Source organism: Streptomyces sp. NPDC003248 (assembly GCF_055563235.1).
This window is the reverse complement of the sequence record NZ_JBVHDT010000002.1, coordinates 450,728-471,343: the sequence shown is the minus strand read 5'-3', so window position 1 is coordinate 471,343 and position 20,616 is coordinate 450,728. Positions and strand designations below refer to the sequence as shown.

Below are 20,616 nucleotides of genomic sequence, written 5' to 3'. Positions count from 1 at the left end.
AAGGCTCCGCATGAACCGTGCACGGACCACCCGTCCGTACGACCGCTCCGGCGGCTCCGCGTCCCAGCGCTCCGGCAACCGGCGCCGGTCCCAGGGCGGCGGGCGCCGACAGGCCGCACCCCAGGGCGAGTTCGCGCTCCCCAAGACGATCACACCCCCGTTGCCCGCGGCCGAGTCGTTCGCCGATCTCGACATGCCCGCGCCGCTGCTGGCCACGCTCGGCCGTGAAGGCGTGACCACACCGTTCCCCATCCAGGCGGCGACGCTGCCGAACTCCCTGGCCGGCCGGGACGTGCTCGGCCGCGGCCGCACCGGGTCGGGCAAGACCCTCGCCTTCGGCCTCGCCGTGATGGCCCGCACCCAGGGCCGCCGCGCCGAGCCACGGCGGCCGCTCGCCCTGATCCTCGTCCCCACCCGGGAACTCGCCCAGCAGGTCACCGACGCGCTCACGCCCTACGCCCGCTCCCTGGGCCTGCGGCCGGCCACCGTCGTCGGCGGGATGTCGATCGGCCGGCAGGCCGGGGCGCTGCGGGCCGGGGCGGAGATCGTCGTCGCGACGCCGGGACGGCTCAAGGACCTGATCGACCGCGGCGACTGCCGGCTGGACGACGTCGCCGTCACCGTCCTGGACGAGGCCGACCAGATGGCCGACATGGGCTTCATGCCGCAGGTCACCGGTCTGCTCGACCAGGTGCGCCCCGACGGGCAGCGGCTGCTCTTCTCCGCCACCCTGGACCGCAACGTCGATCTGCTGGTCCGCCGCTACCTGTCGGACCCGGTGGTCCACTCCGTCGACCCCTCCGCGGGCGCCGTCACCACGATGGAGCACCACGTGCTCCACGTGCACGACACCGACAAGCACCGGACGACCACCGAGATCGCGGCCCGCGACGGCCGGGTGATCATGTTCCTGGACACCAAGCACGCCGTGGACCGGCTGACCAAGCACCTGCTGAACAGCGGCGTCCGCGCGGCCGCCCTGCACGGCGGCAAGTCCCAGCCGCAGCGCACCAAGACCCTCGACCGCTTCAAGAACGGGCACGTGACCGTCCTGGTGGCGACCAACGTCGCGGCGCGCGGCATCCACGTCGACGACCTCGACCTCGTCGTCAACGTGGACCCGCCCACCGACCACAAGGACTACCTGCACCGCGGCGGCCGCACGGCCCGCGCCGGCGAGTCCGGCAGCGTCGTCACCCTGGTCACCCCCGACCAGCGCCGCGACATCAACCGGCTGATGTCCGCGGCCGGCATCATCCCGCAGATCACCCAGGTACGTCCGGGTGAGGCGGAGCTCAGCCGCATCACCGGCGCCCAAGCCCCCTCCGGCGTCCCGGTCGTCATCACCGAACCGGCCGCGGAACGCGCCCGCCGCACCTCGTCCGCCGCGAACTCCTCGAAGTCCCCGAACTCTTCGAACTCTTCGAACCGCAGCCGCCGCGGCCGTACCGGCAAGGGCAGGCCGACCGGCGGAGCGGCGCGCCGCAGCGCCCGCCGCCCGTCCGCCGCCGACCCGGCGGCCTGAGTCCGGCCGCGGTCCCCTCGGCGGCAGGACCCCTGTCGTCGGCGGGACCGCGGCCGAGTCCTTCTTCCGGCCGGCCCGTCCACCCTCCCTCTCCCTGTGAGGCACCATGCGCTGTGTCATCGCCCAGTACCCCTTCGAACTGACCCGGGAGGGAGTCCTCGCCTCGATGAAGGGCGTCAAGCCCGAGCCCGTCACGGGTGAGTCCGTGACCATCGGACGCCGCCGCTACCCCGTCAAGCAGGTGGGCGAGGTCATCACCCGTCAGGACCGCCGCGACTTCACCGGCCACGAGGTCACCCGGGCCATGACCCGCCTCGGGTTCACCTGCCACGCCCCCGAGCCCGTGCCCGCGCCCGACCCGGTTCCGGCCGCGTGGCAGCTGCTCGGCGGCACCACGCCCTCGGACCTCTGAGGGACGTGCGGGTAGCCGCCGTTCCGCACACGTGACACCGCGAGGGTCCCGCCGACGTGCTCGGCGGGACCCTCGCGGCACACGGCCGCCGGCTCACTGCTCGAAGTAGCTGAGGTCGCCCACGGTCCAGGCGCTGACGTCGCGGATCGCGACCCGGTACATCCCGCCCGTCTCAGGGATCCCGAGGCTGCCCTGGAGGATCCGCGCGAGGTGGAAGTGCAGGTGCGTGGGCGCCTCCTCGCGGTCGGGCCGCCCCTCCTCGCGGTCGGACCGCCCCTCCTCGCGGTGGCCGGTGAAGACACCGGAGAACGGGCCCAGCCGGTCCGAGGCGCGCAGGACCTCCGCCACCCGCTCCCGCCACATGGCCTCGGGAGCCAGCCGCCCGGTGATGACGGCACCGCCGGCCACCACGGTCAGCGACATCTGATTGCTCGGCTCCGACTCCACGACGGCGGCGATGGAGACGAGCAACTCATCAGCGTTCGGCATGGAGCCGATTCTATTCAGGGACCGGCCGCCGCCGCCCCGCACGGGGGAACGGGCCCCGGAGAAGCGCGCAGCGGGCGACCCGCTCCACGACCGACCGGACGACGGACGACCGCGCCGCGTACACGATCGGCCGGGCCGCCGACATACTCGATACCCCGCTTGGCACTGCTCCCGCCACCAGCTGCGGATCGCCGCCCGCCGCCTGTCGTCGTCCCGCCGGCTCAGCCGCCGACGCGGCGGTAGGCGGCGCGGGCGTGCATCAGCCGGCCGGCGAGGGTGCCGGTGAGGGCGGCGGTGAGCAGGCAGGCGAGCCAGAAGGTGTCCCGGTGGCCGACCCAGTCGAGCGTGCCCGTGGGCGGTATGCCGAAGGCGTTGAGGAACAGCCAGCACAGGACGGCCGTGCCGGGGGCCGCGGTGAAGCGCGCGCAGACGCCCAGCAGGGCGGCCAGCACGGACAGCGCCGCCAGGGCGAGCCCGGGCCGGTCCTGGCCGACGAAGGCGTTGACGAGCCCCACCAGCAGCAGCGCGCCGCCGACGGCCGCGGACCACACCACGGGCGTGGCGACGGGATGGGGAACGGGCCTGGCTCCGACTCCGAACGGCGCCCACTCGATCATGTTCACTGCTCCTTCCCGCCTCTCACCGCTGGGCGAGGCGAGGCTCGCGGCCCGTCGGCGCCCCGCGCGGTGAGGCGCTCAGCCAGTGTGGCGGCGAAGTCCTCCGCCCGGGAGAGCTGGGTGCGCAGATCCTCGACCCGGCGCCGGGCGGCCTGCTCGAAGCCGCGCACGCGCTCCAGGAGTGCCTCGCGTTCCTCGGGCGGCAGCCCCTCGCCCGTGTCGAGCCGGTCGGTGGCCGCGAGCAGGGCGCGCATCTCGTCGAGGGTGAAGCCGAGCGGCTTCATCCGGCGGACGACCATCAGACGGGCCACGTCGGCCTCGGTGTAGAGGCGGAAGCCGCCCTGGGAACGGGCGGAGGGGATGACGAGGCCGGTCTCCTCGTAGTGCCGGATGGTGCGCAGGGACAGCTCGGTCCGTGCGGCGACCTCGCCGATCTGCATGTGCGCGCTGCTCACGCGGGGGGCCTTCCTGGTCTCTCGCCGCTGCGGCGGCCGGCGCGGCCGCCGGACCCGATCCCTACCCTAACGTCAGGGTAGGGTTGCCGGGGTGCCGGGTCGGCGACCACCGCCCGTGCCCCCGGCGCGGGACGCCGTCCCGTCGCCGTCAGCCGTGTCGGGGCCGACGAAGCCCCCGGCGAAGACCGATGTCCGTGGGAGAGAGCGTGCGCGTGCCCCCGGTGCCCCGCGCCGCCGCCTGCCCGCCGTGACCCTTCGCCCCCCTTCGCCCCCCTTTCACTGGGCACCCGGCGCCCCGGCGCCCGGCCGTGCCGTCCTTCCCGCGCCCCCGCCGTGATGCCACGGCGGCCCGAGCACGACAGGTTCCGTTCGTCTTGTCCTCCTCCCCACGGTCCTCGGCCGCACTGTCCCCGGCCGCCCGGATGCGCGGCGTCCGCCCTCCGGCCTGGCTGTCCGACCCGAAGGTGCTGCGCACCGAGGTGCTGGCCGGGCTCGTGGTCGGCCTGGCGCTGATCCCCGAGGCGATCTCCTTCTCGATCATCGCCGGGGTCGATCCGGCGGTCGGTCTGTCCGCCTCGTTCACGATGGCCGTGACCCTGGCGGTCGTCGGCGGCCGGCCGGCCATGATCTCGGCCGCCACCGGTGCCGTCGCCCTGGTCATCGCCCCGCTGAACCGCGAGCACGGCTTCGGCCACCTGGTCGCGGCGGTGATCCTCGCGGGCGTCCTCCAGATCGCCCTCGGCGCGCTCGGCGTGGCGAAGCTGCTGCGGTTCGTGCCGCGCTCGGTGATGGTCGGCTTCGTCAACTCGCTGGCCGTCCTCGTCTTCATGGCGCAGGTCCCGGAGATGACGGACGTCCCGTGGCCCGTCTATCCGCTGATCGCGGCCGGGCTGGCGCTGATGGTGTTCTTCCCGAGGGTCACCACGGTCGTCCCGGCGCCCCTGGTGTCCATCGTGATCCTCACCGTCGTCACGGTCGGCGCCGGGATCGCGGTGCCGACCGTGGGCGACAAGGGCGCCCTGCCGTCCTCGCTGCCGACGCCGGGCCTGCCGGACGTGCCGTTCACCTTCGACACACTCACGACGGTGGCGCCGTACGCGCTCGCCATGGCGCTGGTCGGCCTGATGGAGTCGCTGATGACGGCCAAGCTGGTCGACGACATCACCGACACCCGCTCGTCCAAGACCCGCGAGTCCGTCGGACAGGGCATCGCCAACATCGTCACCGGCTTCTTCGGCGGCATGGGCGGCTGCGCGATGATCGGCCAGACAATGATCAACGTACGGGTCTCCGGGGCCCGCACCCGGCTGTCGACGTTCCTGGCGGGCGCGTTCCTGATGGTGCTGTGCATCGTCCTCGGGCCGGTCGTCTCCGACATCCCCATGGCCGCGCTCGTCGCCGTCATGGTCATGGTGTCGGTGGCCACCTTCGACTGGCACTCCGTCGCGCCGAGGACGCTGAAGCGGATGCCGGCCGGGGAGACCACCGTCATGGTGGTGACCGTCGTGTGCGTGGTCGCCACCCACAACCTCGCCGTCGGCGTCGTCGTCGGCTCCCTGACCGCCGTGGTCGTCTTCGCCCGGCGCGTCGCCCACCTGGCCGACGTCACCACCGTCACCGACCCCGACGGCACCACCGTCGTCCACCGGGTCACCGGCGAGCTGTTCTTCGCCTCGTCCAACGACCTCGTCGGCCGGTTCGACTACGCCGACGGCCCCGGCCGGGCCGTCATCGACCTGTCCGCCGCGCACATCTGGGACGCCTCCTCCGTCGCCGCGCTCGACGCCGTCGAGACCAAGTACGCCCAGCGCGGCAGGACCGTCGAGATCATCGGCCTGAACGAGCACAGCGCCCGCCTCCACCGGACGCTCAGCGGCGAACTCTCGGGCGGCCACTGAGCAGCGGGGCGCGGACACCGCGGGCGCGGTGCCCGTCCGGGCTCAGCCGCTGACGTAGTCGGTCGGCAGCGTGCGGTAGCCCTCCACCTCCTCCGGCACCTGGAGGCTCTGCTTCTGGGCCGACGCCACCAGCGAGTTCAGCAGGCTGCTCATGGCCTGGGAGAGGGCCTCGCCGTTGTCGCCGCCGGGGTCCTCCGCGATGTACGCGGCGACGGTCGCGATCGTGCTGAGCACCGACTCGCTGGCGTCGCCGAAGCCGTACGTGATGATGTGCGGCCGGGGCTTCCAGGAGCGGTCCTGGAGCGCGTCCAGGTCGTGCTTCCACGCGCCGGACGGCTTGTCGGTGGGCAGTCCGTCGGTCAGCAGGAACACGACGGGCCGCAGGACCTGGACGCCGTTCCCGGCCAGGGCGCTGACGTCCTCGGTGATCCGGGCCCTCAGCAGCTCGCACATCGGCCCCACGTTGGTCCATCCGCCGCAGCTGACCGTGGGCAGGGTCTCCAGCACCTCGATGTCGGTCATCGACGTCACCACGTGCGGCATCGTGTTGAACGAGATCACCGACAGGTGGATGAACTCCGACAGCTGAGGGCTGGTGTAGAGGGTGTCGTAGATCTTCAGCAGCGTCTCGTTGAGAAGCTGCTCGTACGGTTTCATCGACGTGGAGGTGTCCAGGACCAGGTAGGCCGGCAGGCCCTTGGTCTTGAAGGTGCCGTAACCCGCCGGTGCGTCGGTGTAGTCGGTCATGTTCTCTTCTTCTTTCCTTCCGTGCACGGGTGTGTCAGATCCAGCCCAGGACGAAGCGGGCGACGCAGAGTGCGACGATCAGCGCGCAGAGCAGCACCGCGGAGAGGGCGTACCGCCCGGGGCGGCCCGGGGCGGCCGGGGTGGTGCGGGCGGCCGGGGCGGTGCGGCCGCCCCGACCGGGCGCCGCCGCCGCGCGCCGGGCGGCGGCCCGGCCGGAGACGGAGCCGGAGGGGGTCCTGCCCGAGGTGGGCCGCGAAGTTGCCCTGGTCGAGCGGGGTGTGGTGGGCCGGGAGGTGCCGGAGCCGGCGGGCCGGGAGGCGCCGGACGCGGGCGGTACGGGGCCCGGCGCCGCGGCAGCGCTCGTACCGGAACCGTTCGCCGCGGACCCGGAACCGGGACCGGGCCGGGCCGACCCTCCGCCGGACGAAGACGAGGACGAGGACGAGGACGGGGAAGGGGACGAGGACGAGGACGAGGTCGAGGACGCCGGGGCGGGGGCCGGGGGGCGGGTCGCCGAGCGTCCGCGCAGGTTCACCGATCCCGTCACGTTCGACGCCGTGGCGCTGTTCGGCGCCGTGGCGCGGTTCGGCGCCGTGGTGCCGTTCGGCGCCGTGGTGCCGTTCGGCGCCGCCGTGCCGGAGGCGGCCCGCGGGGTGCGGGCGGAGCCGGCGCCGGGGCCGACCTTGACCCAGGTGGTGACGTTGTCCGCGCCCGCCGCGGACGCCGGCCCGGTGGCCGTTCCCGCCGGCGCGGCCGTACCGCGTATCCGCCGCACCGCTTCGAGGAGCTCCGCGCAATCCGGCCGGTCCTCCGGCCGGGTTGCGGTGAGCGCCCGCCGCAGCAGGCCGGCCAGCGAGGCGTCCGCCTTCGACGTCTCCACGGCGCGGAGCGCGTCGAGCGGGTCCTGGCGCCGGGCGGTGAGGCAGCGCACCGTCAGCACGGCCAGCTTGTAGCTGTCGCTGGCCACCGTCGGCCGCCGCGACCGGTCGGGGAACAGCGGGTCGGCCCAGCCGGGCGACTCCACCCACTCCCGCGAGCCGATCCCGCAGGAGTCCATGTCTATGACGAAGACCTCGCCCGTGTGCTGGTTCCACAGCGCGTTGCGGTACGACCAGTCCCCGTACACGACGTCGTGCCGGGCGAACAGGTCGCCGACCGCCAGCAGTTCCTCCACCGCGCGCAGCCGTGTGTCCCGGTCCGGCGGGCGCAGCCCGACCTGGGCGCACTTGTCGGCGTCCTGCATCAGCCAGTCCACCGGCAGCGGTGCCGGGTCCTTCCAGCCCGACAGCGCCTTGAGGGGCGCGTAGAAACCGTCGGGCGCCTTCGCCATCACCACGCCGACGAGGTCGGAGCCGTCGTAGAGGCGGGTGGTGGGCCAGGACAGGCACCGGTCCACCAGGTCCTGGTCCGTCTGGGACATGCCGGTCGGCAGGTAGACCAGGCGCTGGAGGTCGGAGGCGCGTACGGCGTCCGCGGGGCGCTTGTAGAGCTTGGCGAGCCAGCCGGGGCTGCCCTCGATCTCGTACACCAGCCGGGACTCGCCGTTGTCCCGGCTGATCACCGTCCCCTGCGGTGCGCCGGACAGCTCCTCGCGGGACGGGAACGGGCTGTCGGACCAGGTGCCCATCAGCGGTGCTCCTCGTCGTCGCACCAGACCACGACGGCGGTGCGGTCGTCGTGCATCTGGACCTGGTCGAAGCCGACCTGGTTGAGGAAGGTGCCGACGGCCGGCGGCCGGGCCCACCGTTCGGCGAACCACCGACGGGCCTGGGGCCCGGTGGCGAACGCGTCCGCGACGCCGTCCGTCGTCACCGCCAGCACGCCGGCGGGCGGCAGTTCCACGATGCCGTGGTCGGCGCCGCGCGGGTCGTGCGGCAGGTACCGGGCGACGGCCGACGCGTCGAAGCCGTGCTTCTCCTCGCCGATCAGACGCTCCCAGTCGTCGCCGTTCAGCCGCCACGCGCTGACGTCGGCGATCGCGGCCAGCCACACCCGGCGCCGGCCGTTGACGTGCGGCCGGGCCGGCACGGCGGCGACGACGGCGACGGCCCGCACCGTGTCCGGGTCCCAGCCGCGTTGCTCCGCCACCGCGATCATCTGTCCGGCGGCGCTGAGGAAGGCGGCGCAGTGGTCCAGCCGCTCCAGCGGGGTCCCCGCGTCGAGGGCCGTACGGACGGTGTTGACCAGCGCCGACACGGCCACCTGTGCGCCGACGTCGGAGTGGGCGCTGTCCGACATGCCGTCCGCCACGGCGATCACCAGGTGTTCGCCCGCGCGGTCCCGGCCGATCCGGTACGCGTCCTGCCGGGGCCTGCCGTGCGCCCGGTGCCCGGGGCCGACGACCGAGGCGGCGCGGACGGTCAGCCCGCCCAGCGCGGCCTCGTCCGCCGCCAGCCCGTGCGGCCCCGGCTCGGCGGGCAGCCGCCACGGCTCCCGGGACGCGCGCGATCCGCGGACGAGCACGGGCGGCCCGTCGTCGTCCGGCACCGGGAGCGCGAGCCCGGTCTCCCGCGCCCGCCGGGCGGGGGCGGCGCCGTCCGGCGCGGGCGCCGGTCCGCCGACGACCTCGGTGATCCCGGCCACCGGCCGTGGGGAGGCGTGGCCGGTGGTTCCGGCGCCCTCCGGCGGCTCCCCGTACCCGGCGGGCCCGGGGGCGGCCGGGTGGCCGTTCGGTCCGGGGAGCCCGTCGCTCGTCGTCGGGGAGGCGGGTCGGGCGGGGACGGCCGCGCCGCCGGGCGGGCGCCCGGTGTCGGCCCCGGAGGGCGAGAGGGGTGAGGTGGATGAGGTGGGTGAGGAAGGCGAGAAGCCCGGCATCGCGGGGATCGCCGGGGTCATCGGCGTCGGCGTCGTCGAGTGGAAATCCTCCGCCCCCGCGGACGGTGCCCCGGAGGCCGGGGGTCGCGTGGCGCGCCCCGCCGGGGGACGCGATCCACGGTCGCCCCCGCCCCGGGACGGGGCTCCCGCTCCGGCCCCGGCCCCGGCCCCGGCCCCGGAACCAACACCGGCACCGGCACCCGCACCCGCACCCGCACCCGCACCCGCACCGACACCATGGCCCGCACCCGCACGCGGTTCGCGGCCGCCGCCCCCCGGTCCGTACCCGGAGGACCCGGACCCCGCTCGCGCCTCCCGGTCGCCCTCGGGTCGCGCGGCGGCGCTGCCGTACAGCCCGAACTCACGGCGGACGTAGCCGTTGCCGGGCCCTTCCTGCGGGCCGCCCGCCGAGCCGCGGCCCGCCGAGTCGCGGCCCGCAGGATCGCGGCCCGCCGGGTCACCGTCCGCCGGGTCGTTCCGCAGCGCCTGGTGGAGCACCCGGGCGACGGCGGCCACGGCGACGCCCGTCGCGGTGAGGCCCAGCCCCTTCCAACCGAACAAGGCACTTCCTCCCGCCAGCAGTGCGGTTCCCGCCACGAGCAACGTGAGGGTCAGCCGGGTACGGCGGGCCGGCCGGACACCGCGGGCCGGCCTGCCCTGGCCGGCGGCGCCGGAGGGGTCCCCGGCCGTGCGCGGTGCGTCGGTGGCCCGGTGCTGGCCCTGGCCCGGCCTCACGATCCGGCCCCCGGCGTGCGCCGCCCGCCGCGACCGCCCCGCGGGCCGACCCGGGTCTCGCCGACGACGTTGGCCGAGCCGTCCCCCGACGCGTCCGGCTTCCGGGGCGCGGGAGGGGCCGACGGGGCCGACGGGTCCGGCGAGGCGGGGGAGACGGGCGCGGCGGCACCGCCGGCGGGAGGCGTCGGCGCGGCGGGACCGGCGGCGGCCGGAGGCGCCGGCGAACCCGCGCGGCGCCGGGGTTTGGGCGGTTCCTGGGTGCCCGCCGCGGGAACCACCGTGCCGGCCACCACGGCCGGTCCTGCCGCCCCGCCGACCGCCCCGCCGACCGCCACGCCACCCGTCACGCCACCAGGCGTACCGGTCGGTGTGCCGCCCGTCGTACCGCCCGTCGCGCCACCCGGCGTACCGCCTGTCGCGGTCCCGGCGGAGACCGCGCCGGCCGGCAGCGCACCGGGCCCCTGCGTCAGCTGCGCGGGCGGACCGCCCGGCCCCGTGGCCGGGAGCGCGGCGGGGCCGCCGCCGAACAGCGGTGCCGGGCTGTACATCTCGTACCACATCTGCTGGGCCTCGGCGGGCTGGATGTGGCCCGCCTCGACGAGGTCCCGCAGCATCCGGCCCTTCTGCTCCACCGCCACGTCGTGCCGCTGGCCCAGCTCCCGCATGATCTCGTGGAGCTTCGACGGGTCCTGGGCGATGAGCTCGACCAGCAGGCCGCCCTCGCCGCGGGCCGCCGCGAGCAGCGCTTCCCGGCGCTTGGTCTGGAGCCGCTGGTCGAGGCTGTGCTCGGTCATCGCCACGTCGTGCCCGGCGACGGCGAGCTGCTTGTCGAACTCGCGCTGCTTCAGCGCCCGCAGCTGTCCGGCCGCGGCCTCGTCGAGGTAGATCCGCACGGTCAGGGAGTCCACGGTGAGGCCGGTCGCCAGCCGGTGCTGCCGGCTGCACAGCGAGCCGCGCACGAACCCGGCGAACTCCTCCATCCGCTCGATCCCGTACCGCGTGGCGTGCGGCCAGAGCAGGTCCCGCACGGCCACGCACACCGCCTCCTGCCCGTCGCGCACGGACCGGATCCCGCGGCGGACGACCTCCGCCGGGCCGGAGACCTTCCAGCGGGCCTCGAACGCGGCCTGGAAGTCGAATCCGCCGGTGCCGCTCTGCAACGGCTCCGACCAGTTCACCGTGTGGTCCGAGAGGTCCACCTCGTACCGGTAGCGGTAGCGCAGGGAGCCGAACGCCGTGGGTTTGCGCGGCAGTTCGGTCAGATCGCCCTCCTCGTTGCTGAACAGGAGGGCCTGCCCCGGGCGGACCGGGCCGCCCCGGTCCGCCATGCTCACGGGGAGCGGGCCGGTGAAGAGGAGTTGTTGTGCTGCTTCCTGTGGTGTCACGGTGTGCCGCTCCCTGCGTCGAGACGGGCGAGTAGACGGTGGCCGGAACGGGGCGCGGTGCGTCCCGCGGTGCCGCGGACCCAGCCGTCGGCCAGGTGCCGGAGGATCACCCGGGTGCGCCGGTCGGCGGCGACGCCGGCCAGCAGGACCGCGAGCGCCTCGCGCCCGCGCGGGTCGTGGTCGACCAGGCGGGCCCAGTCGGTGAGGACGTCGTGGGCCATGCCGTACGTGAGCGCCGAGTTGACGGTCTGGCGCCACAGGGCGGCGATGTCCGCCCGCTGCACCGGGTCGTGCGCGGTGGCGGTGAGCAGCGCCGGCCAGACCGGTGCCCCGGGCGGCGCGGACCGGCCGGCGGGGGGCGGGGGCGGGGGGCCGACCAGGTCGGCCGCGGCGTAGAGGAAGGCCAGCTCGCCGAAGATCCGGCGCTGCGGGTCGTGCAGGCCGGTGACCGCCCACTGGTCGAGCAGGTCGAGGGCGTCGGAGCGGTACCGGCCGCCGTCGAGGGCCATGTACTCGGTGAGGCTGCGGCACAGGGCCTCGATCACGGCCACGTGCTGGGTGCCGGCCAACTGGTGCAGCCAGCCCCAGGCCATCTCGTCGCCGTCCTGTTCGAAGACCACGCGCCAGGCGCGGGCGGCGGTGGCCCGCAGCTCCGGGGAGCGGTCCGCGCTCCAGGCCATGACCAGGTTGTACACGGCGAGCGCGTGGCCCGACTCCCGGGCGGCGACGCCGAGCGCGATGGCCGCGGCGTCGCGCAGCTCGGCGTCCTTGTCGGCCGCCCAGGGCCGCAGGATGCGCGCCCGTACGGTCTCGAAGCTGTGCCGGGCGAGGGTCCCGGCGCCGACCGCGGCGCGTACGCCGACGGTGGGCAGGCCGCGGGCCGCCGCGTCGCGCAGCCAGCCGGGCAGCGCCTCGCGTATCTCGTCGTACTCGCTCCACACGTGGTCGAGGACCCGTCGGGCGGTACCGGGGTCCTGGAAGCGGACGACCTTGCCGCGGGCGCCGCCGTGCCGGGTCGCGACCTCGGAGTCCACCAGCGCGGCGCGGACGGCGTCCAGCCGGGCGGTGCGGGTCCCGGTGAGCTTGGTGCCCCGGGGGCGTACGGGGTTGTCGGGGCTCTCCTCGACCTGGAGCCGTTCCTCCAGGTCGCGCGAGAGGGTGGCCACCGTCTCGTAGGCCTCGCCGCCGAACACGGCGATGCCGATGGCGAGGCACTGTTCGGCGAGGTCCGCCATGTCGTGCAGCCAGTGGGCGACCGCGCGTTCGTCGTCGAGGTCCTTGCGGGCGCGGACCCGGGCGACGATCTCGTCGTCGCCGCCGGCCGCCGCGGCCTCGGCCAGGTCGCGGCCCAGGTCGGCCGCCGTCCCCGCGTCCGCGCCGCCGCCGAGCTGCTCGCGCAGCAGCCGGGTGACGTCGGGGCGGGCGAGGACGCGGCGGGCGCGGGCGGCGGCGGGCGCGCCCAGCCGCCAGCCCAGTTGCCGGGCGACGATCGCGGACAGGTCCGGGGCGCCGGGCGCGTCGGTCACGGCGGGCCCGACGCGCGGGTCGGTGATCCGCACGGCGGCCTGGGCGGTGAGGACGAGCCGGCAGTCCGCGCGCCGCAGCAGGGCGTCGAGCCGGTGCAGTTCGAACGCGGTCAGCAGGTCCGCGCCCCGCTGCGGGAGGTCGGGGAGGATGTAGCCGACGCCGGGGGTGAGGGCCTTGTCGTCGAGGAGGGCGAGGTCGGTGGTGGGTTCGAGCAGGTGCAGGACGCGGTGTCCGGCCCGCTGGAGCACGGCCCGTGCCAGGGCCTCCTTGCCGGTGCCGGCCGCTCCCCGCAGGACGGTGACGGCACGGGCCGTCACCTCGCGGACGACCGTGTCGAAGCCGTCCGGCGGGGCGAACGCCTCGCGGGTCTCGTCCAGGTTCTCGGCGGTCAGCCGGTAGGAGCGGGGGCCGGCGGCGGCGCCGCCGAGCTGGAAGACGTAGTTGTCGCCGCCGAAGACCTGGGCCGCCGAGACGCGCAGTCCGTTGACGGCGTCGCGTTCCGCGTCGAGCCGTTCCCCGGCGGCTCCGCGGGTGCCGCGCAGCGCCGCGAGGCCCTCGCGCAGGCCTTGCGGCGGGTCGGGGGTGCCGGGCGGGGAGGGTGTCGGTTCGGGCTTCGGGCCTTCGGGGGGTGCGGCGTCCGCCATCAGGCACCCCCGTTCCCGTCCTCGCCGTCACGCGCGGCGGGTTCGTCCGGGCCGTGACCCCACGAGAACGTCTGTCCTCCGTGGACGATCTGGTCGCCGCCGAAGACCTGGTTCACGCGGTCGAAGCGGGCCCCGGCGAAGGGCCCCTGGCCGGCCGGGGCCACGCCGTCCCCGCGCCGGCCCTCGCCGCGCGCGCCCGCGCCACCGGCTCCCGTGGACCCGCCACCGGCTCCCGTGGACCCGCCACCGGCTGCCGTCGACCCGCCGTCGGCTCCCGCGGTCCGGCCGCCGTCACCGGTGGCCGCACCCCGGTTCCCGCCTCCGGCGGGCGCGGTACGGGCTCCGGAGATGCCGGGCGGGGCGTCGTAGCCGGGGACCCTGATCCAGGCGTGCGCGCCCCGGATCTCCTTGGCGTCGAAGGGGACGCACCGGAAGGTGTCGCCCGCCACGGAGGCGTCGTCGTGGCGGACGACCTGCCGGTGCCACTCGCCGGAGACGGCGAGCGCGAGTCCGGCCCGCGTCCCTGACTCCAGCGCCGTGCGCAGCGGGTCGATGTCCACCAGGCGGCAGGCGGTGTTCAGTTCCTCGCCGACCCAGCCGGACCCGTCGTCGGTCACATCGCCCTGGTGGAGGGCCACGCGCAGCCGCAGTGCGCCCTGTTCGTTGCTCGTCCGGGCGTGCGCGCGCAGCTTCTGGTCGAGCACGTCGACGAACCGCCCGGTGAGTTCGGTGCGGTCGACTCCGGACAGCAGCCAGAAGAATCCGTCTCCCCGGTCGGACGGTTCCGGTCCGTTCTCGGCGTCGATCCCCGATTCCGAGAACGCCTTCCGGGCGATGTCGTACAGGCGTTCCCTGAGCCAGAGTTGGACCGGATTGGCGCGTCGGCCGAATTTCTCGATGTCGACGACGACTATGGAGTAGACCTGAGCCTTCGGTTTCATGATCCGTCCTTCTTGCGAGAGATGCGACACCGTGGACCACCACCCCCGTGACCGGCGGCCCACGGTGCCCTCGTCATGCATATCCGGGGCCCGTTCCGCGCACAGCGTCAGATGACGCACAGCGCCGGATCACCGAATGGCGTACCGCGTCACGGCCATCACGAAGGTCACGGCGGACACGGCGGACCCTGCGGTCACGCTCGGGCTCGGGCGCGGCCGCGGGTCATTCCTCGGCCCAGCGCCGGACTTCGGCGAGGTCCAGGACGCACGTCCGGCCGCGGCTGGTGGTGACCAGCCCGGCCTCCTGCATGGCGCGCAGCGAGCGCACCACCGACTCGCGGGAGACACCCGCCGCGCCCGCGAGTTCCTGCTGGTTCATGCGGACCGCGAGCGCGCCGCGCGGATCGTCGACCGGCTCCCCGTGCCGTACGGCGGTGTCCAGGAGGACCCGGGCGAGCATCGACCGGGACGACCGCGCGCCCTGCTCGGTGCGCATGGCGTCGGAGTCCCGCAGCCGCGCCACGACGCTGCGCAGCACGGCCAGGGTCAACGAGGCGTGGCTGCGCAGCAGTCGGTGGAACGCGTCGCTGCCGACCTTGACGCCTTCGAGCGGTTCGAGCGCCGTGACGGTCGCGGAGCGCCGGGTGCCGTCGAGACAGGAGAGTTCGCCGACGAGTTCGCCGGGACCGCGCAGGGCGAGCACGCTCGTGTAGCCGTTGTCGGACTCGGCGGTGACCTTGGCGAGGCCGCTCAGCACGAGCACCACGCAGTCGGGCGGGCCGCCCGCCCGCATCAGTGATTCGCCGCGTTCCCAGCCCCGGACCCGGCCGGCCGCGCGGAAGAGGAGCAATTCGTCGGGAGTGAAGGGTTCATGGCCCGTACGACGGCCCGCAAAAGATCTTTCCTCTGACACGAAAAGGCCTCCCCCACCCTGTCCGCGTTGACGTCAGCTTACGGAAATAGGGGAGTTGGCGTGCGCCGAATGACGCAGACCGATGAGCACGGTCGGGATACAAGTGGAAGTGGCCGTTCATACCGGCAGGGACGCAAGGAGGAACACGTGTCTGATTCTTCGGGAAACTCGCCGACCACCGCACCCCCGATATTCGCACAGGCGTCCACGGTCGAAACCGCCTGGCGCATTTACACGGCGCTCGCCGACTGGACGGGAAAGGTGGACACGAAGGCGGCATTCGCACTGACCGTCGAATCCGCGGCGCTCGCCCTCACGGCCGTGCTGCGTTCCTCGTCCCACTCCGGTCCCGGCGGGGCACCGCGGGTGGACGGTCTGTCCGCCCCGGTGCTGGCGACCGCCGGCATGGGGCTGCTGACGGTCGCCGCCCTGCTGGCCGTCCTGGCGGTCGTGCCCCGCCTGGGGGAGGAGGGGGTCCCCCGGTCCGGACCGGGCTTCGTCTACTTCGGCGACCTGCGCGGCCTGGACCCCGACGAGCTCGCGCAGACCCTGCGCACGACGGACCCCCTCCCCGTGCTGAGCCGCCAGCTGGTCATCATGTCGAAGATCGCCTGGCGCAAACACCGCTGCACCCAGGCGTCCCTGACCCTGGCCGCCGCCGGCCTGGTGACAGCGGCCCTGGCCGCGGCCGCGGCGGGCTGACGGACACGGCGGGCTGACGGACACGGCGGCGCCGGGAAGCGGAGGGGCCTCAGCCGATCCGGGCGGGCGGGCCTCAGCCGATCCGGGCGGTCTCGCCCGGGACCAGGCGGTGGTAGCGCGCGGCGGTCCCGGGTCCCTGGTCGCCGAGGAAGCCGCCGACCATGGCGGTGCCGATGTCGTTGAGGGCGCCGTCGTGGATGGCGTAGGCGTCGCGCGGGGCGACCTCGCGGACGTAGTCGATCAGGTGGCCGACGGTCGACCACGGGGCGTGGACCGGCAGCAGCAGCGTGCCGACGGCCGCGTCGGGGACGGTCAGGGCGTCTCCGGGGTGGAAGAGCTCGTCGTCGACGAGGAAGCCGACGTTGGCGACGCGCGGGATGTCGGGGTGGATGGCCGCGTGCCAGGTGCCGTGGACCGTCACGTCGAAGCCGGCCGCGGTGAACGCGTCGCCTTCCCCGACGGCGGTGACCCGGGCGCCGAGGCCGTCCAGTCGCCCGGCGACCGAGGAGTTGGTCCAGATCCGCAGGCGCGGATCGGCCTCGGCCGCCCGGCGCAGCGTCTCCTCCGAGAAGTGGTCGAAGTGCTCGTGCGTGACCAGGACCGCGTCGGCGCCGTCCAGCGCCTCGGGCCCGGTCAGGCCACCGGGATCGATGACCAGTCGGCGACCGTCCTTCTCCACCCGCACACAGGCATGGCCGAACTTGGTGAGCTGCATGACCGGCTCCCTTTCCCTCACCGATGAAACTGTACAACTAGACTGTACAACTATGTTTCATGGCTCCGGCTAGGATGGACGCATGGACGAAGAGGCACTGGCCGAGCTGGCCGAGGAGCTGCGGCAGACGATCGGGGACCTGGTCCGGGCCGTGCGGGTCGTGGACACCATGCCCGCCGGGGAGGCGGCCGCCCTCGGCTTCCTCGACCGGGACGGCCCGTTGACCACGTCCGACCTCGCCCACCGGCGCCGGGTGACGCACCAGTCGGCCGCCAAGTCCGTCAAGGAACTCGTCAACGCCGGCCTGGTGCGCACAGAACTCCACCCCAGCGATGGCCGCAAGCTGCTGCTGCACGTCACCGACACCGGCCGCGCCCGCCTGCGACTCGAACGCGCCCGGCGCTCCCGCGCCCTCACCGCCGCCCTCCAGAACACCTTCAGCCCCGAAGAGCAGGGACAACTGCACGACTGCGTCCTCCTGCTGTCCCGCCTGACCGCACGCCTCACCGGCAGGTGACGGACCGGCGCCTGACGCCTGACGCCGCCACGGCCGGCGGGAACCGCTCCGTCCGGGCCCGCTGCGGGACAATGGGCCCATGAGCATCGTCAAGATCAACGTACTCACGGTCCCCGCGGAGCAGCGCGAGACGCTGGAGAAGCGGTTCGCCGCCCGGGCCGGCGCGGTGGAGGGCTCCGACGGCTTCGAGTGGTTCGAGCTGCTGCGGCCGGTGGAGGGCACCGACACCTACCTCGTCTACACGCGCTGGCGCAGCGAGGAGGACTTCCAGAACTGGATGTCCGGGCGGGCCCAGGCGGCGCACGGCGGCGGCTCCGGCGCCGGCTCCGCGGAGGGCGGCGAGCGGCCGAAGCCCGCCGCGACGGACGCGACGCTGTGGTCCTTCGAAGTGGTCCAGCAGGCGGCGCCGAAGCAGGACTGACGTCCCGTCGGGCCGGGGCGTGAGGCGGAGCCGGGGCCTCCGGTCCACCTCACGCCCCGGTTACGTTTCCCTCAACCCCTGGTTGCGGCGCGGTGATCGGGCGACCATGGGCACATGACTCTGGCCGAGCGTGCCCTGGAACGACTTCAAGTCTGGCCCGATCTCACCGCGGTCGACGCCAGTTGCGGCGCAGGGCGGGCGATGCGCTCCGTTCACAGCGAGATACTCCACTTCCACTCCGGGCACGACGTGGACCTCCACCTCACCGTCCCGGCGATCCAGCGCATACGTGACGACCTGCGGGCGTCGACGGCGGTCCGGGTGGTGCCGGGCTCCCGCTGGGTCACCGTCCACCTCGACTGCGACGCGGACGTCGACCTGCTGATGAGCCTGGTCAGCATGGCGCTCAAGGCACACCTGGCCACCGTTCCGGGGGCCGTTCCGGCCGCCGGCTCCTGCAACCTGCACCGGGTGACACTGGTGCCACGGGACGACCCCGACGAGCGCTGACCGACCGGCAGGGCTCACCATGGCGCTGAGCGGTCAGCCCGCCGCCTCCGCCGGGTCCACCAGTCCCGTCGCCCGGCCCCGTCCGTCCCACCGCACTTCCAGTACACGGGTGACCGCCTCCCGGTCGAGCGGCCCGAAGACGTGCGGGAACAGGACGCCCTCGGCGACCCCCGGCGGCGGGACGGGGTCCGGCGCCTCCCACGCGCAGCGCGCGGAGAGCCGGTCCTCGTCGAGGACCACGGCCAGCAGCGGCCGGGGCGCACTGCGGTAGAAGAGGTTCACGACGGCGAGGGTCGTCTCCTCGTCGGGGGAGCAGTGGACGAAGCCGTCCGCCGCGAGCGAAGCGGGCGCGTAGGGCTCGCCGGGGTCCGCCTCCCACTCGTCCTTCGGTACGACGTGGTAGATCATCGTTCGGTTGTACCAGGCGCTGCCGGTACGCCGCTCATCCGGCCGCCGCCGTGGCCAGCAGCCCGTACGGCAGCAGGACCGCGGGCAGCGTCAGCAGGCGCGGCCCGAGCGGGTGCTTCCTCGCCCGGGGACGCAGCACGTCGAAGACCAGCACCAGCACCGCGACAAGAAGCCCGGACCCGACCAGCCCGATCAGCACGAACCCGCTGTTCTCGATCTGGTCGTACGTGCACCCGTCCAGGTCGCGCCGCGCCAGATCCCCGTTGTCGCAGTGCCCGTGGGCGGCGTACCAGCGGGCGCACACGACGAGCACGACCGTCGGTACGCCGATGGCCAGGTTCACCAGCAGCGCGGCGACGTAACCGCGGACGATCGCGGCGGGGGTGGTGGCGGCGGATGTGGTGGCGGGCATCCCGCCACCCTACGGGCGTGCGCCCTCCCGACCGCAGGAATGACTGCCGAGCGGGCCCCCTCGCCGTAAGGGGCGTGTGTCAGGGTCGGCCGTCGGAAGCGGGGAGGCCCACTCCGCCCAGGACGGTGAGGTCGGTGCGGCGCGGCGGGGACGACAGCAGCGCGAGGACGTCCGCGGGCTGGGGGCCGTCGGGGCGCGACGGAGCTGCGAGGGCCGCCTGCGCACTGGCCTCGTCCCGCCAGACCTCGGTGACGTGCACCGTGTCCGGGTCTGCCGCGTCCTGGCTGATCAGGTAGATCTCGCAGCCGGGGAAGCCGTGCAGCCCGTCCGCGACCCTCAGCAGGACGGCGGCGAGTTCACCGCCCTTGCCCGGGTGCGCGGTCATGGTCATCAGTCTGCCGATCATGTTCAGACCAGGGTGGTGATGCAGAACGGGTGGCCGGCGGGGTCCAGCAGGACCCTCCACCGGTCGGGCCGGGGCTGGGTCGGGGGCTCGACAGCCCCCAGGGTCAGCAGGTGCGCCTGCGCGGAGTCCAGGTCGTCGACGCCGAGTTCGATGTGGGCCTGCTTCTCCTGGGAAGGGTCCGGCCAGGTGGGGCGCCGGTAGTCGGCCAGGCGGTTGAACCCCAGTCCGGCCGAGCCCTCCCGGCCGAGCAGGACGAAGTCGTCGCTGGAGTAGGCGACGGGCAGACCGAGGGCCTCGCCGTAGAAGCGGGCCAGTTCGGCGGGGTCCGGGCAGTCGAACGTGACGGCCGCGTAGCGGATCGCGGGTGCGGACGTGCTTCCAGTGCTCATGAGGAGGACGCTATGACGGGACCAGGACAGTTTCGGTCCTGGTCGTGCGGGACACTTCCCGATGTGATCAGCACATCCGCCCGCCTGCTGCGACTGGTGTCCCTGCTGTCCGCGCGGCCGTCGTGGACCTGCGGCGAGCTGGCCGACCGGATGGCGGTCACCGAGCGCACGGTGCGGCGGGACATCGCGAGGCTCCGGGAACTCGGCTACGGCGTCGAGTCCGACCCCGGGCCATGGGGCGGTTACCGCCTCCGTGCCGGATCCCGCGTGCCGCCGTTGATCCTCGACGACGAAGAGGCACTCGCCGTGGCCGTCGGGCTGCGCGAGGCCGCGCTCAGCGGCGTCCTCGGCGGCGACCAAGCGGCACTGTCCGCACTCCTGAAACTACGTCAGGTGCTCCCGGGCCGGATCGCCGACCGACTGGGCGAGATGGACGCCGCCTTCGTCCACACCACACGGCCCGACGCGCCGCAGATCGCGCCCGGCATGCTGCTGGACCTGGCCGGCGCGTGCCGCCGGGCGGAGCGCTGCCGCCTGTCGTACCGCGACCGGCAGGGGACGGCCACGGTCCGGGACGTCGACCCCTACCGCCTGGTGCACACGGGACGCCGTTGGTACTTCGTCGCGCGGGACGTGACGCGGGACGAGTGGCGCACCTTCCGGGCCGACAGGGTCGGCCGGATAGAACCGACCGGGCGCCCGGTGGAACTCCTCGACCCACCCGACCCGGCGGCGCTCGTCTCCCGCTCCATCGCGACCGGCGCCTACCCGCTCCACGTGACGATCCGCCTCCCGCTTCCCCTGGACCAGGCGCTGCGACTGATCCCGCAGACGGTCGGCACCCACCGCCCGGATGGCCCCGACGCCACGCTCGTCGACATCGGCGGCCCCGACGCGGACGGCCTCGCCAGGTACCTCCTCAGCCTAGCCACACCCCTGCGGGTCCTCACCCCGGACGCCGTACGGGAAGCCCTGCTGCACCGCACCCGGGAACTGTTCGAGGAGAACGCGAACGGTCAGCCCCGGTAGAGAGA

General features: G+C 74.4%; 23 protein-coding genes. 8 read left to right on the top strand and 15 right to left on the bottom strand.

Features of this window, described 5'->3' with window-relative positions; translation table 11 throughout:
* Positions 1-10: 10 nt before the first annotated feature.
* Both ACZ3KJ_RS07460 and ACZ3KJ_RS07455 read left to right on the top strand, forming a co-directional pair.
* Positions 11-1,525: a DEAD/DEAH box helicase gene (locus tag ACZ3KJ_RS07460; protein ID WP_467525338.1), complete on the top strand. Its 1,515-nt coding sequence runs from the start codon at positions 11-13 to the stop codon at positions 1,523-1,525.
* 106 nt (positions 1,526-1,631) lie between these two features.
* Positions 1,632-1,937: an SCO5918 family protein gene (locus tag ACZ3KJ_RS07455; RefSeq protein WP_467525336.1), complete on the top strand. Its 306-nt coding sequence runs from the start codon at positions 1,632-1,634 to the stop codon at positions 1,935-1,937.
* 93 nt (positions 1,938-2,030) lie between these two features.
* On the opposite strand, the gene ACZ3KJ_RS07450 is transcribed toward ACZ3KJ_RS07455, so the two are convergent.
* From ACZ3KJ_RS07450 to ACZ3KJ_RS07440, 3 genes are all read right to left on the bottom strand, one after another.
* The gene (locus ACZ3KJ_RS07450) at positions 2,031-2,426 is read right to left on the bottom strand and encodes a hypothetical protein (RefSeq protein WP_467525335.1); all 396 of its coding nucleotides are present in this window, start codon (positions 2,424-2,426) and stop codon (positions 2,031-2,033) included.
* 221 nt (positions 2,427-2,647) lie between these two features.
* A complete protein-coding gene (locus tag ACZ3KJ_RS07445) occupies positions 2,648-3,043 on the bottom strand; it encodes a hypothetical protein (RefSeq protein WP_467525333.1) in 396 nt (131 codons plus the stop codon).
* A 2-nt stretch (positions 3,044-3,045) separates the two neighbouring features.
* Positions 3,046-3,498 carry a MerR family transcriptional regulator gene (locus ACZ3KJ_RS07440; RefSeq protein WP_467525331.1) on the bottom strand — a complete coding sequence of 151 codons (453 nt, stop codon included), beginning with the start codon at positions 3,496-3,498 and terminating at the stop codon, positions 3,046-3,048.
* A gap of 422 nt (positions 3,499-3,920) precedes the next feature.
* On the opposite strand from ACZ3KJ_RS07440, the gene ACZ3KJ_RS07435 reads away from it, so the two are divergent.
* The gene (locus ACZ3KJ_RS07435) at positions 3,921-5,396 is read left to right on the top strand and encodes a SulP family inorganic anion transporter (RefSeq protein ID WP_467525769.1); all 1,476 of its coding nucleotides are present in this window, start codon (positions 3,921-3,923) and stop codon (positions 5,394-5,396) included.
* Between the two features lie 42 nt (positions 5,397-5,438).
* On the opposite strand, the gene ACZ3KJ_RS07430 is transcribed toward ACZ3KJ_RS07435, so the two are convergent.
* The 7 genes from ACZ3KJ_RS07430 to ACZ3KJ_RS07400 form a co-directional block, all read right to left on the bottom strand.
* On the bottom strand, positions 5,439-6,143 hold the full coding sequence (locus ACZ3KJ_RS07430) for a vWA domain-containing protein (protein ID WP_467525329.1): 705 nt from the start codon (positions 6,141-6,143) through the stop codon (positions 5,439-5,441).
* Positions 6,144-6,177: 34 nt separating this feature from the next.
* Complete coding sequence (locus ACZ3KJ_RS07425; RefSeq protein WP_467525327.1) at positions 6,178-7,770, bottom strand: serine/threonine-protein kinase; 1,593 nt, start codon at positions 7,768-7,770, stop codon at positions 6,178-6,180.
* The gene (locus ACZ3KJ_RS07420; RefSeq protein ID WP_467525325.1) at positions 7,770-8,726 is read right to left on the bottom strand and encodes a protein phosphatase 2C domain-containing protein; all 957 of its coding nucleotides are present in this window, start codon (positions 8,724-8,726) and stop codon (positions 7,770-7,772) included. Before ACZ3KJ_RS07420 ends, ACZ3KJ_RS07425 begins: the two co-directional genes overlap by 1 nt.
* 962 nt (positions 8,727-9,688) lie before the next feature.
* Complete coding sequence (locus ACZ3KJ_RS07415; protein WP_467525323.1) at positions 9,689-11,077, bottom strand: hypothetical protein; 1,389 nt, start codon at positions 11,075-11,077, stop codon at positions 9,689-9,691.
* The gene (locus tag ACZ3KJ_RS07410; protein WP_467525321.1) at positions 11,074-13,248 is read right to left on the bottom strand and encodes a hypothetical protein; all 2,175 of its coding nucleotides are present in this window, start codon (positions 13,246-13,248) and stop codon (positions 11,074-11,076) included. Before ACZ3KJ_RS07410 ends, ACZ3KJ_RS07415 begins: the two co-directional genes overlap by 4 nt.
* Positions 13,248-14,189, bottom strand: coding sequence for a hypothetical protein (locus tag ACZ3KJ_RS07405; RefSeq protein ID WP_467525319.1), 942 nt, complete (start codon positions 14,187-14,189; stop codon positions 13,248-13,250). The genes ACZ3KJ_RS07410 and ACZ3KJ_RS07405 overlap by 1 nt, the downstream gene beginning before the upstream one ends.
* A gap of 223 nt (positions 14,190-14,412) precedes the next feature.
* Entirely contained in the window at positions 14,413-15,102 is a 690-nt protein-coding gene (locus ACZ3KJ_RS07400; RefSeq protein ID WP_467525317.1) for a Crp/Fnr family transcriptional regulator, read from the bottom strand.
* A gap of 147 nt (positions 15,103-15,249) precedes the next feature.
* On the opposite strand from ACZ3KJ_RS07400, the gene ACZ3KJ_RS07395 reads away from it, so the two are divergent.
* Positions 15,250-15,804, top strand: coding sequence for a Pycsar system effector family protein (locus ACZ3KJ_RS07395; RefSeq protein ID WP_467525316.1), 555 nt, complete (start codon positions 15,250-15,252; stop codon positions 15,802-15,804).
* A 73-nt stretch (positions 15,805-15,877) separates the two neighbouring features.
* On the opposite strand, the gene ACZ3KJ_RS07390 is transcribed toward ACZ3KJ_RS07395, so the two are convergent.
* Positions 15,878-16,519, bottom strand: coding sequence for an MBL fold metallo-hydrolase (locus tag ACZ3KJ_RS07390; RefSeq protein ID WP_467525315.1), 642 nt, complete (start codon positions 16,517-16,519; stop codon positions 15,878-15,880).
* An 82-nt stretch (positions 16,520-16,601) separates the two neighbouring features.
* On the opposite strand from ACZ3KJ_RS07390, the gene ACZ3KJ_RS07385 reads away from it, so the two are divergent.
* The 3 genes from ACZ3KJ_RS07385 to ACZ3KJ_RS07375 all read left to right on the top strand — a co-directional run bounded on the left by ACZ3KJ_RS07385 (position 16,602) and on the right by ACZ3KJ_RS07375 (position 17,967).
* The gene (locus ACZ3KJ_RS07385; RefSeq protein ID WP_467525313.1) at positions 16,602-17,036 is read left to right on the top strand and encodes a MarR family winged helix-turn-helix transcriptional regulator; all 435 of its coding nucleotides are present in this window, start codon (positions 16,602-16,604) and stop codon (positions 17,034-17,036) included.
* Positions 17,037-17,115: 79 nt separating this feature from the next.
* Positions 17,116-17,457, top strand: a complete 342-nt coding sequence (locus tag ACZ3KJ_RS07380) for an antibiotic biosynthesis monooxygenase family protein (protein ID WP_389519170.1) — start codon at positions 17,116-17,118, stop codon at positions 17,455-17,457.
* Between the two features lie 114 nt (positions 17,458-17,571).
* Positions 17,572-17,967: a luciferase domain-containing protein gene (locus ACZ3KJ_RS07375; protein ID WP_467525312.1), complete on the top strand. Its 396-nt coding sequence runs from the start codon at positions 17,572-17,574 to the stop codon at positions 17,965-17,967.
* A gap of 33 nt (positions 17,968-18,000) precedes the next feature.
* On the opposite strand, the gene ACZ3KJ_RS07370 is transcribed toward ACZ3KJ_RS07375, so the two are convergent.
* From ACZ3KJ_RS07370 to ACZ3KJ_RS07355, 4 genes are all read right to left on the bottom strand, one after another.
* A complete protein-coding gene (locus tag ACZ3KJ_RS07370; protein WP_467525310.1) occupies positions 18,001-18,375 on the bottom strand; it encodes a DUF952 domain-containing protein in 375 nt (124 codons plus the stop codon).
* A gap of 34 nt (positions 18,376-18,409) precedes the next feature.
* On the bottom strand, positions 18,410-18,787 hold the full coding sequence (locus ACZ3KJ_RS07365; RefSeq protein WP_467525308.1) for a hypothetical protein: 378 nt from the start codon (positions 18,785-18,787) through the stop codon (positions 18,410-18,412).
* 79 nt (positions 18,788-18,866) lie between these two features.
* A complete protein-coding gene (locus ACZ3KJ_RS07360) occupies positions 18,867-19,193 on the bottom strand; it encodes a putative quinol monooxygenase (protein ID WP_389519166.1) in 327 nt (108 codons plus the stop codon).
* Between the two features lie 2 nt (positions 19,194-19,195).
* Positions 19,196-19,582, bottom strand: a complete 387-nt coding sequence (locus ACZ3KJ_RS07355; RefSeq protein ID WP_467525306.1) for a VOC family protein — start codon at positions 19,580-19,582, stop codon at positions 19,196-19,198.
* A gap of 63 nt (positions 19,583-19,645) precedes the next feature.
* Between ACZ3KJ_RS07355 and ACZ3KJ_RS07350 the strand changes: the two genes are divergently transcribed.
* Positions 19,646-20,611 (top strand): helix-turn-helix transcriptional regulator, encoded by a 966-nt coding sequence (locus ACZ3KJ_RS07350; RefSeq protein ID WP_467525305.1) that lies wholly within the window; start codon positions 19,646-19,648, stop codon positions 20,609-20,611.
* Positions 20,612-20,616: the final 5 nt, after the last annotated feature.

Excerpts from the sequence above, each read along its gene's own strand:
- ACZ3KJ_RS07450 (WP_467525335.1), bottom strand. The coding sequence starts at position 2,426 with ATGCCGAACGCTGATGAGTTGCTCGTCTCCATCGCCGCCGTCGTGGAG.
- ACZ3KJ_RS07430 (WP_467525329.1), bottom strand. The coding sequence starts at position 6,143 with ATGACCGACTACACCGACGCACCGGCGGGTTACGGCACCTTCAAGACC.
- ACZ3KJ_RS07375 (WP_467525312.1), top strand. The coding sequence starts at position 17,572 with ATGACTCTGGCCGAGCGTGCCCTGGAACGACTTCAAGTCTGGCCCGAT.
- ACZ3KJ_RS07385 (WP_467525313.1), top strand. The coding sequence starts at position 16,602 with ATGGACGAAGAGGCACTGGCCGAGCTGGCCGAGGAGCTGCGGCAGACG.
- ACZ3KJ_RS07445 (WP_467525333.1), bottom strand. The coding sequence starts at position 3,043 with ATGATCGAGTGGGCGCCGTTCGGAGTCGGAGCCAGGCCCGTTCCCCAT.
- ACZ3KJ_RS07405 (WP_467525319.1), bottom strand. The coding sequence starts at position 14,189 with ATGAAACCGAAGGCTCAGGTCTACTCCATAGTCGTCGTCGACATCGAG.
- ACZ3KJ_RS07370 (WP_467525310.1), bottom strand. The coding sequence starts at position 18,375 with ATGATCTACCACGTCGTACCGAAGGACGAGTGGGAGGCGGACCCCGGC.
- ACZ3KJ_RS07380 (WP_389519170.1), top strand. The coding sequence starts at position 17,116 with ATGAGCATCGTCAAGATCAACGTACTCACGGTCCCCGCGGAGCAGCGC.
- ACZ3KJ_RS07455 (WP_467525336.1), top strand. The coding sequence starts at position 1,632 with ATGCGCTGTGTCATCGCCCAGTACCCCTTCGAACTGACCCGGGAGGGA.
- ACZ3KJ_RS07355 (WP_467525306.1), bottom strand. The coding sequence starts at position 19,582 with ATGAGCACTGGAAGCACGTCCGCACCCGCGATCCGCTACGCGGCCGTC.
- ACZ3KJ_RS07360 (WP_389519166.1), bottom strand. The coding sequence starts at position 19,193 with ATGATCGGCAGACTGATGACCATGACCGCGCACCCGGGCAAGGGCGGT.
- ACZ3KJ_RS07410 (WP_467525321.1), bottom strand. The coding sequence starts at position 13,248 with ATGGCGGACGCCGCACCCCCCGAAGGCCCGAAGCCCGAACCGACACCC.
- ACZ3KJ_RS07365 (WP_467525308.1), bottom strand. The coding sequence starts at position 18,787 with ATGCCCGCCACCACATCCGCCGCCACCACCCCCGCCGCGATCGTCCGC.
- ACZ3KJ_RS07425 (WP_467525327.1), bottom strand. The coding sequence starts at position 7,770 with ATGGGCACCTGGTCCGACAGCCCGTTCCCGTCCCGCGAGGAGCTGTCC.
- ACZ3KJ_RS07460 (WP_467525338.1), top strand. The coding sequence starts at position 11 with ATGAACCGTGCACGGACCACCCGTCCGTACGACCGCTCCGGCGGCTCC.
- ACZ3KJ_RS07435 (WP_467525769.1), top strand. The coding sequence starts at position 3,921 with ATGCGCGGCGTCCGCCCTCCGGCCTGGCTGTCCGACCCGAAGGTGCTG.
- ACZ3KJ_RS07390 (WP_467525315.1), bottom strand. The coding sequence starts at position 16,519 with ATGCAGCTCACCAAGTTCGGCCATGCCTGTGTGCGGGTGGAGAAGGAC.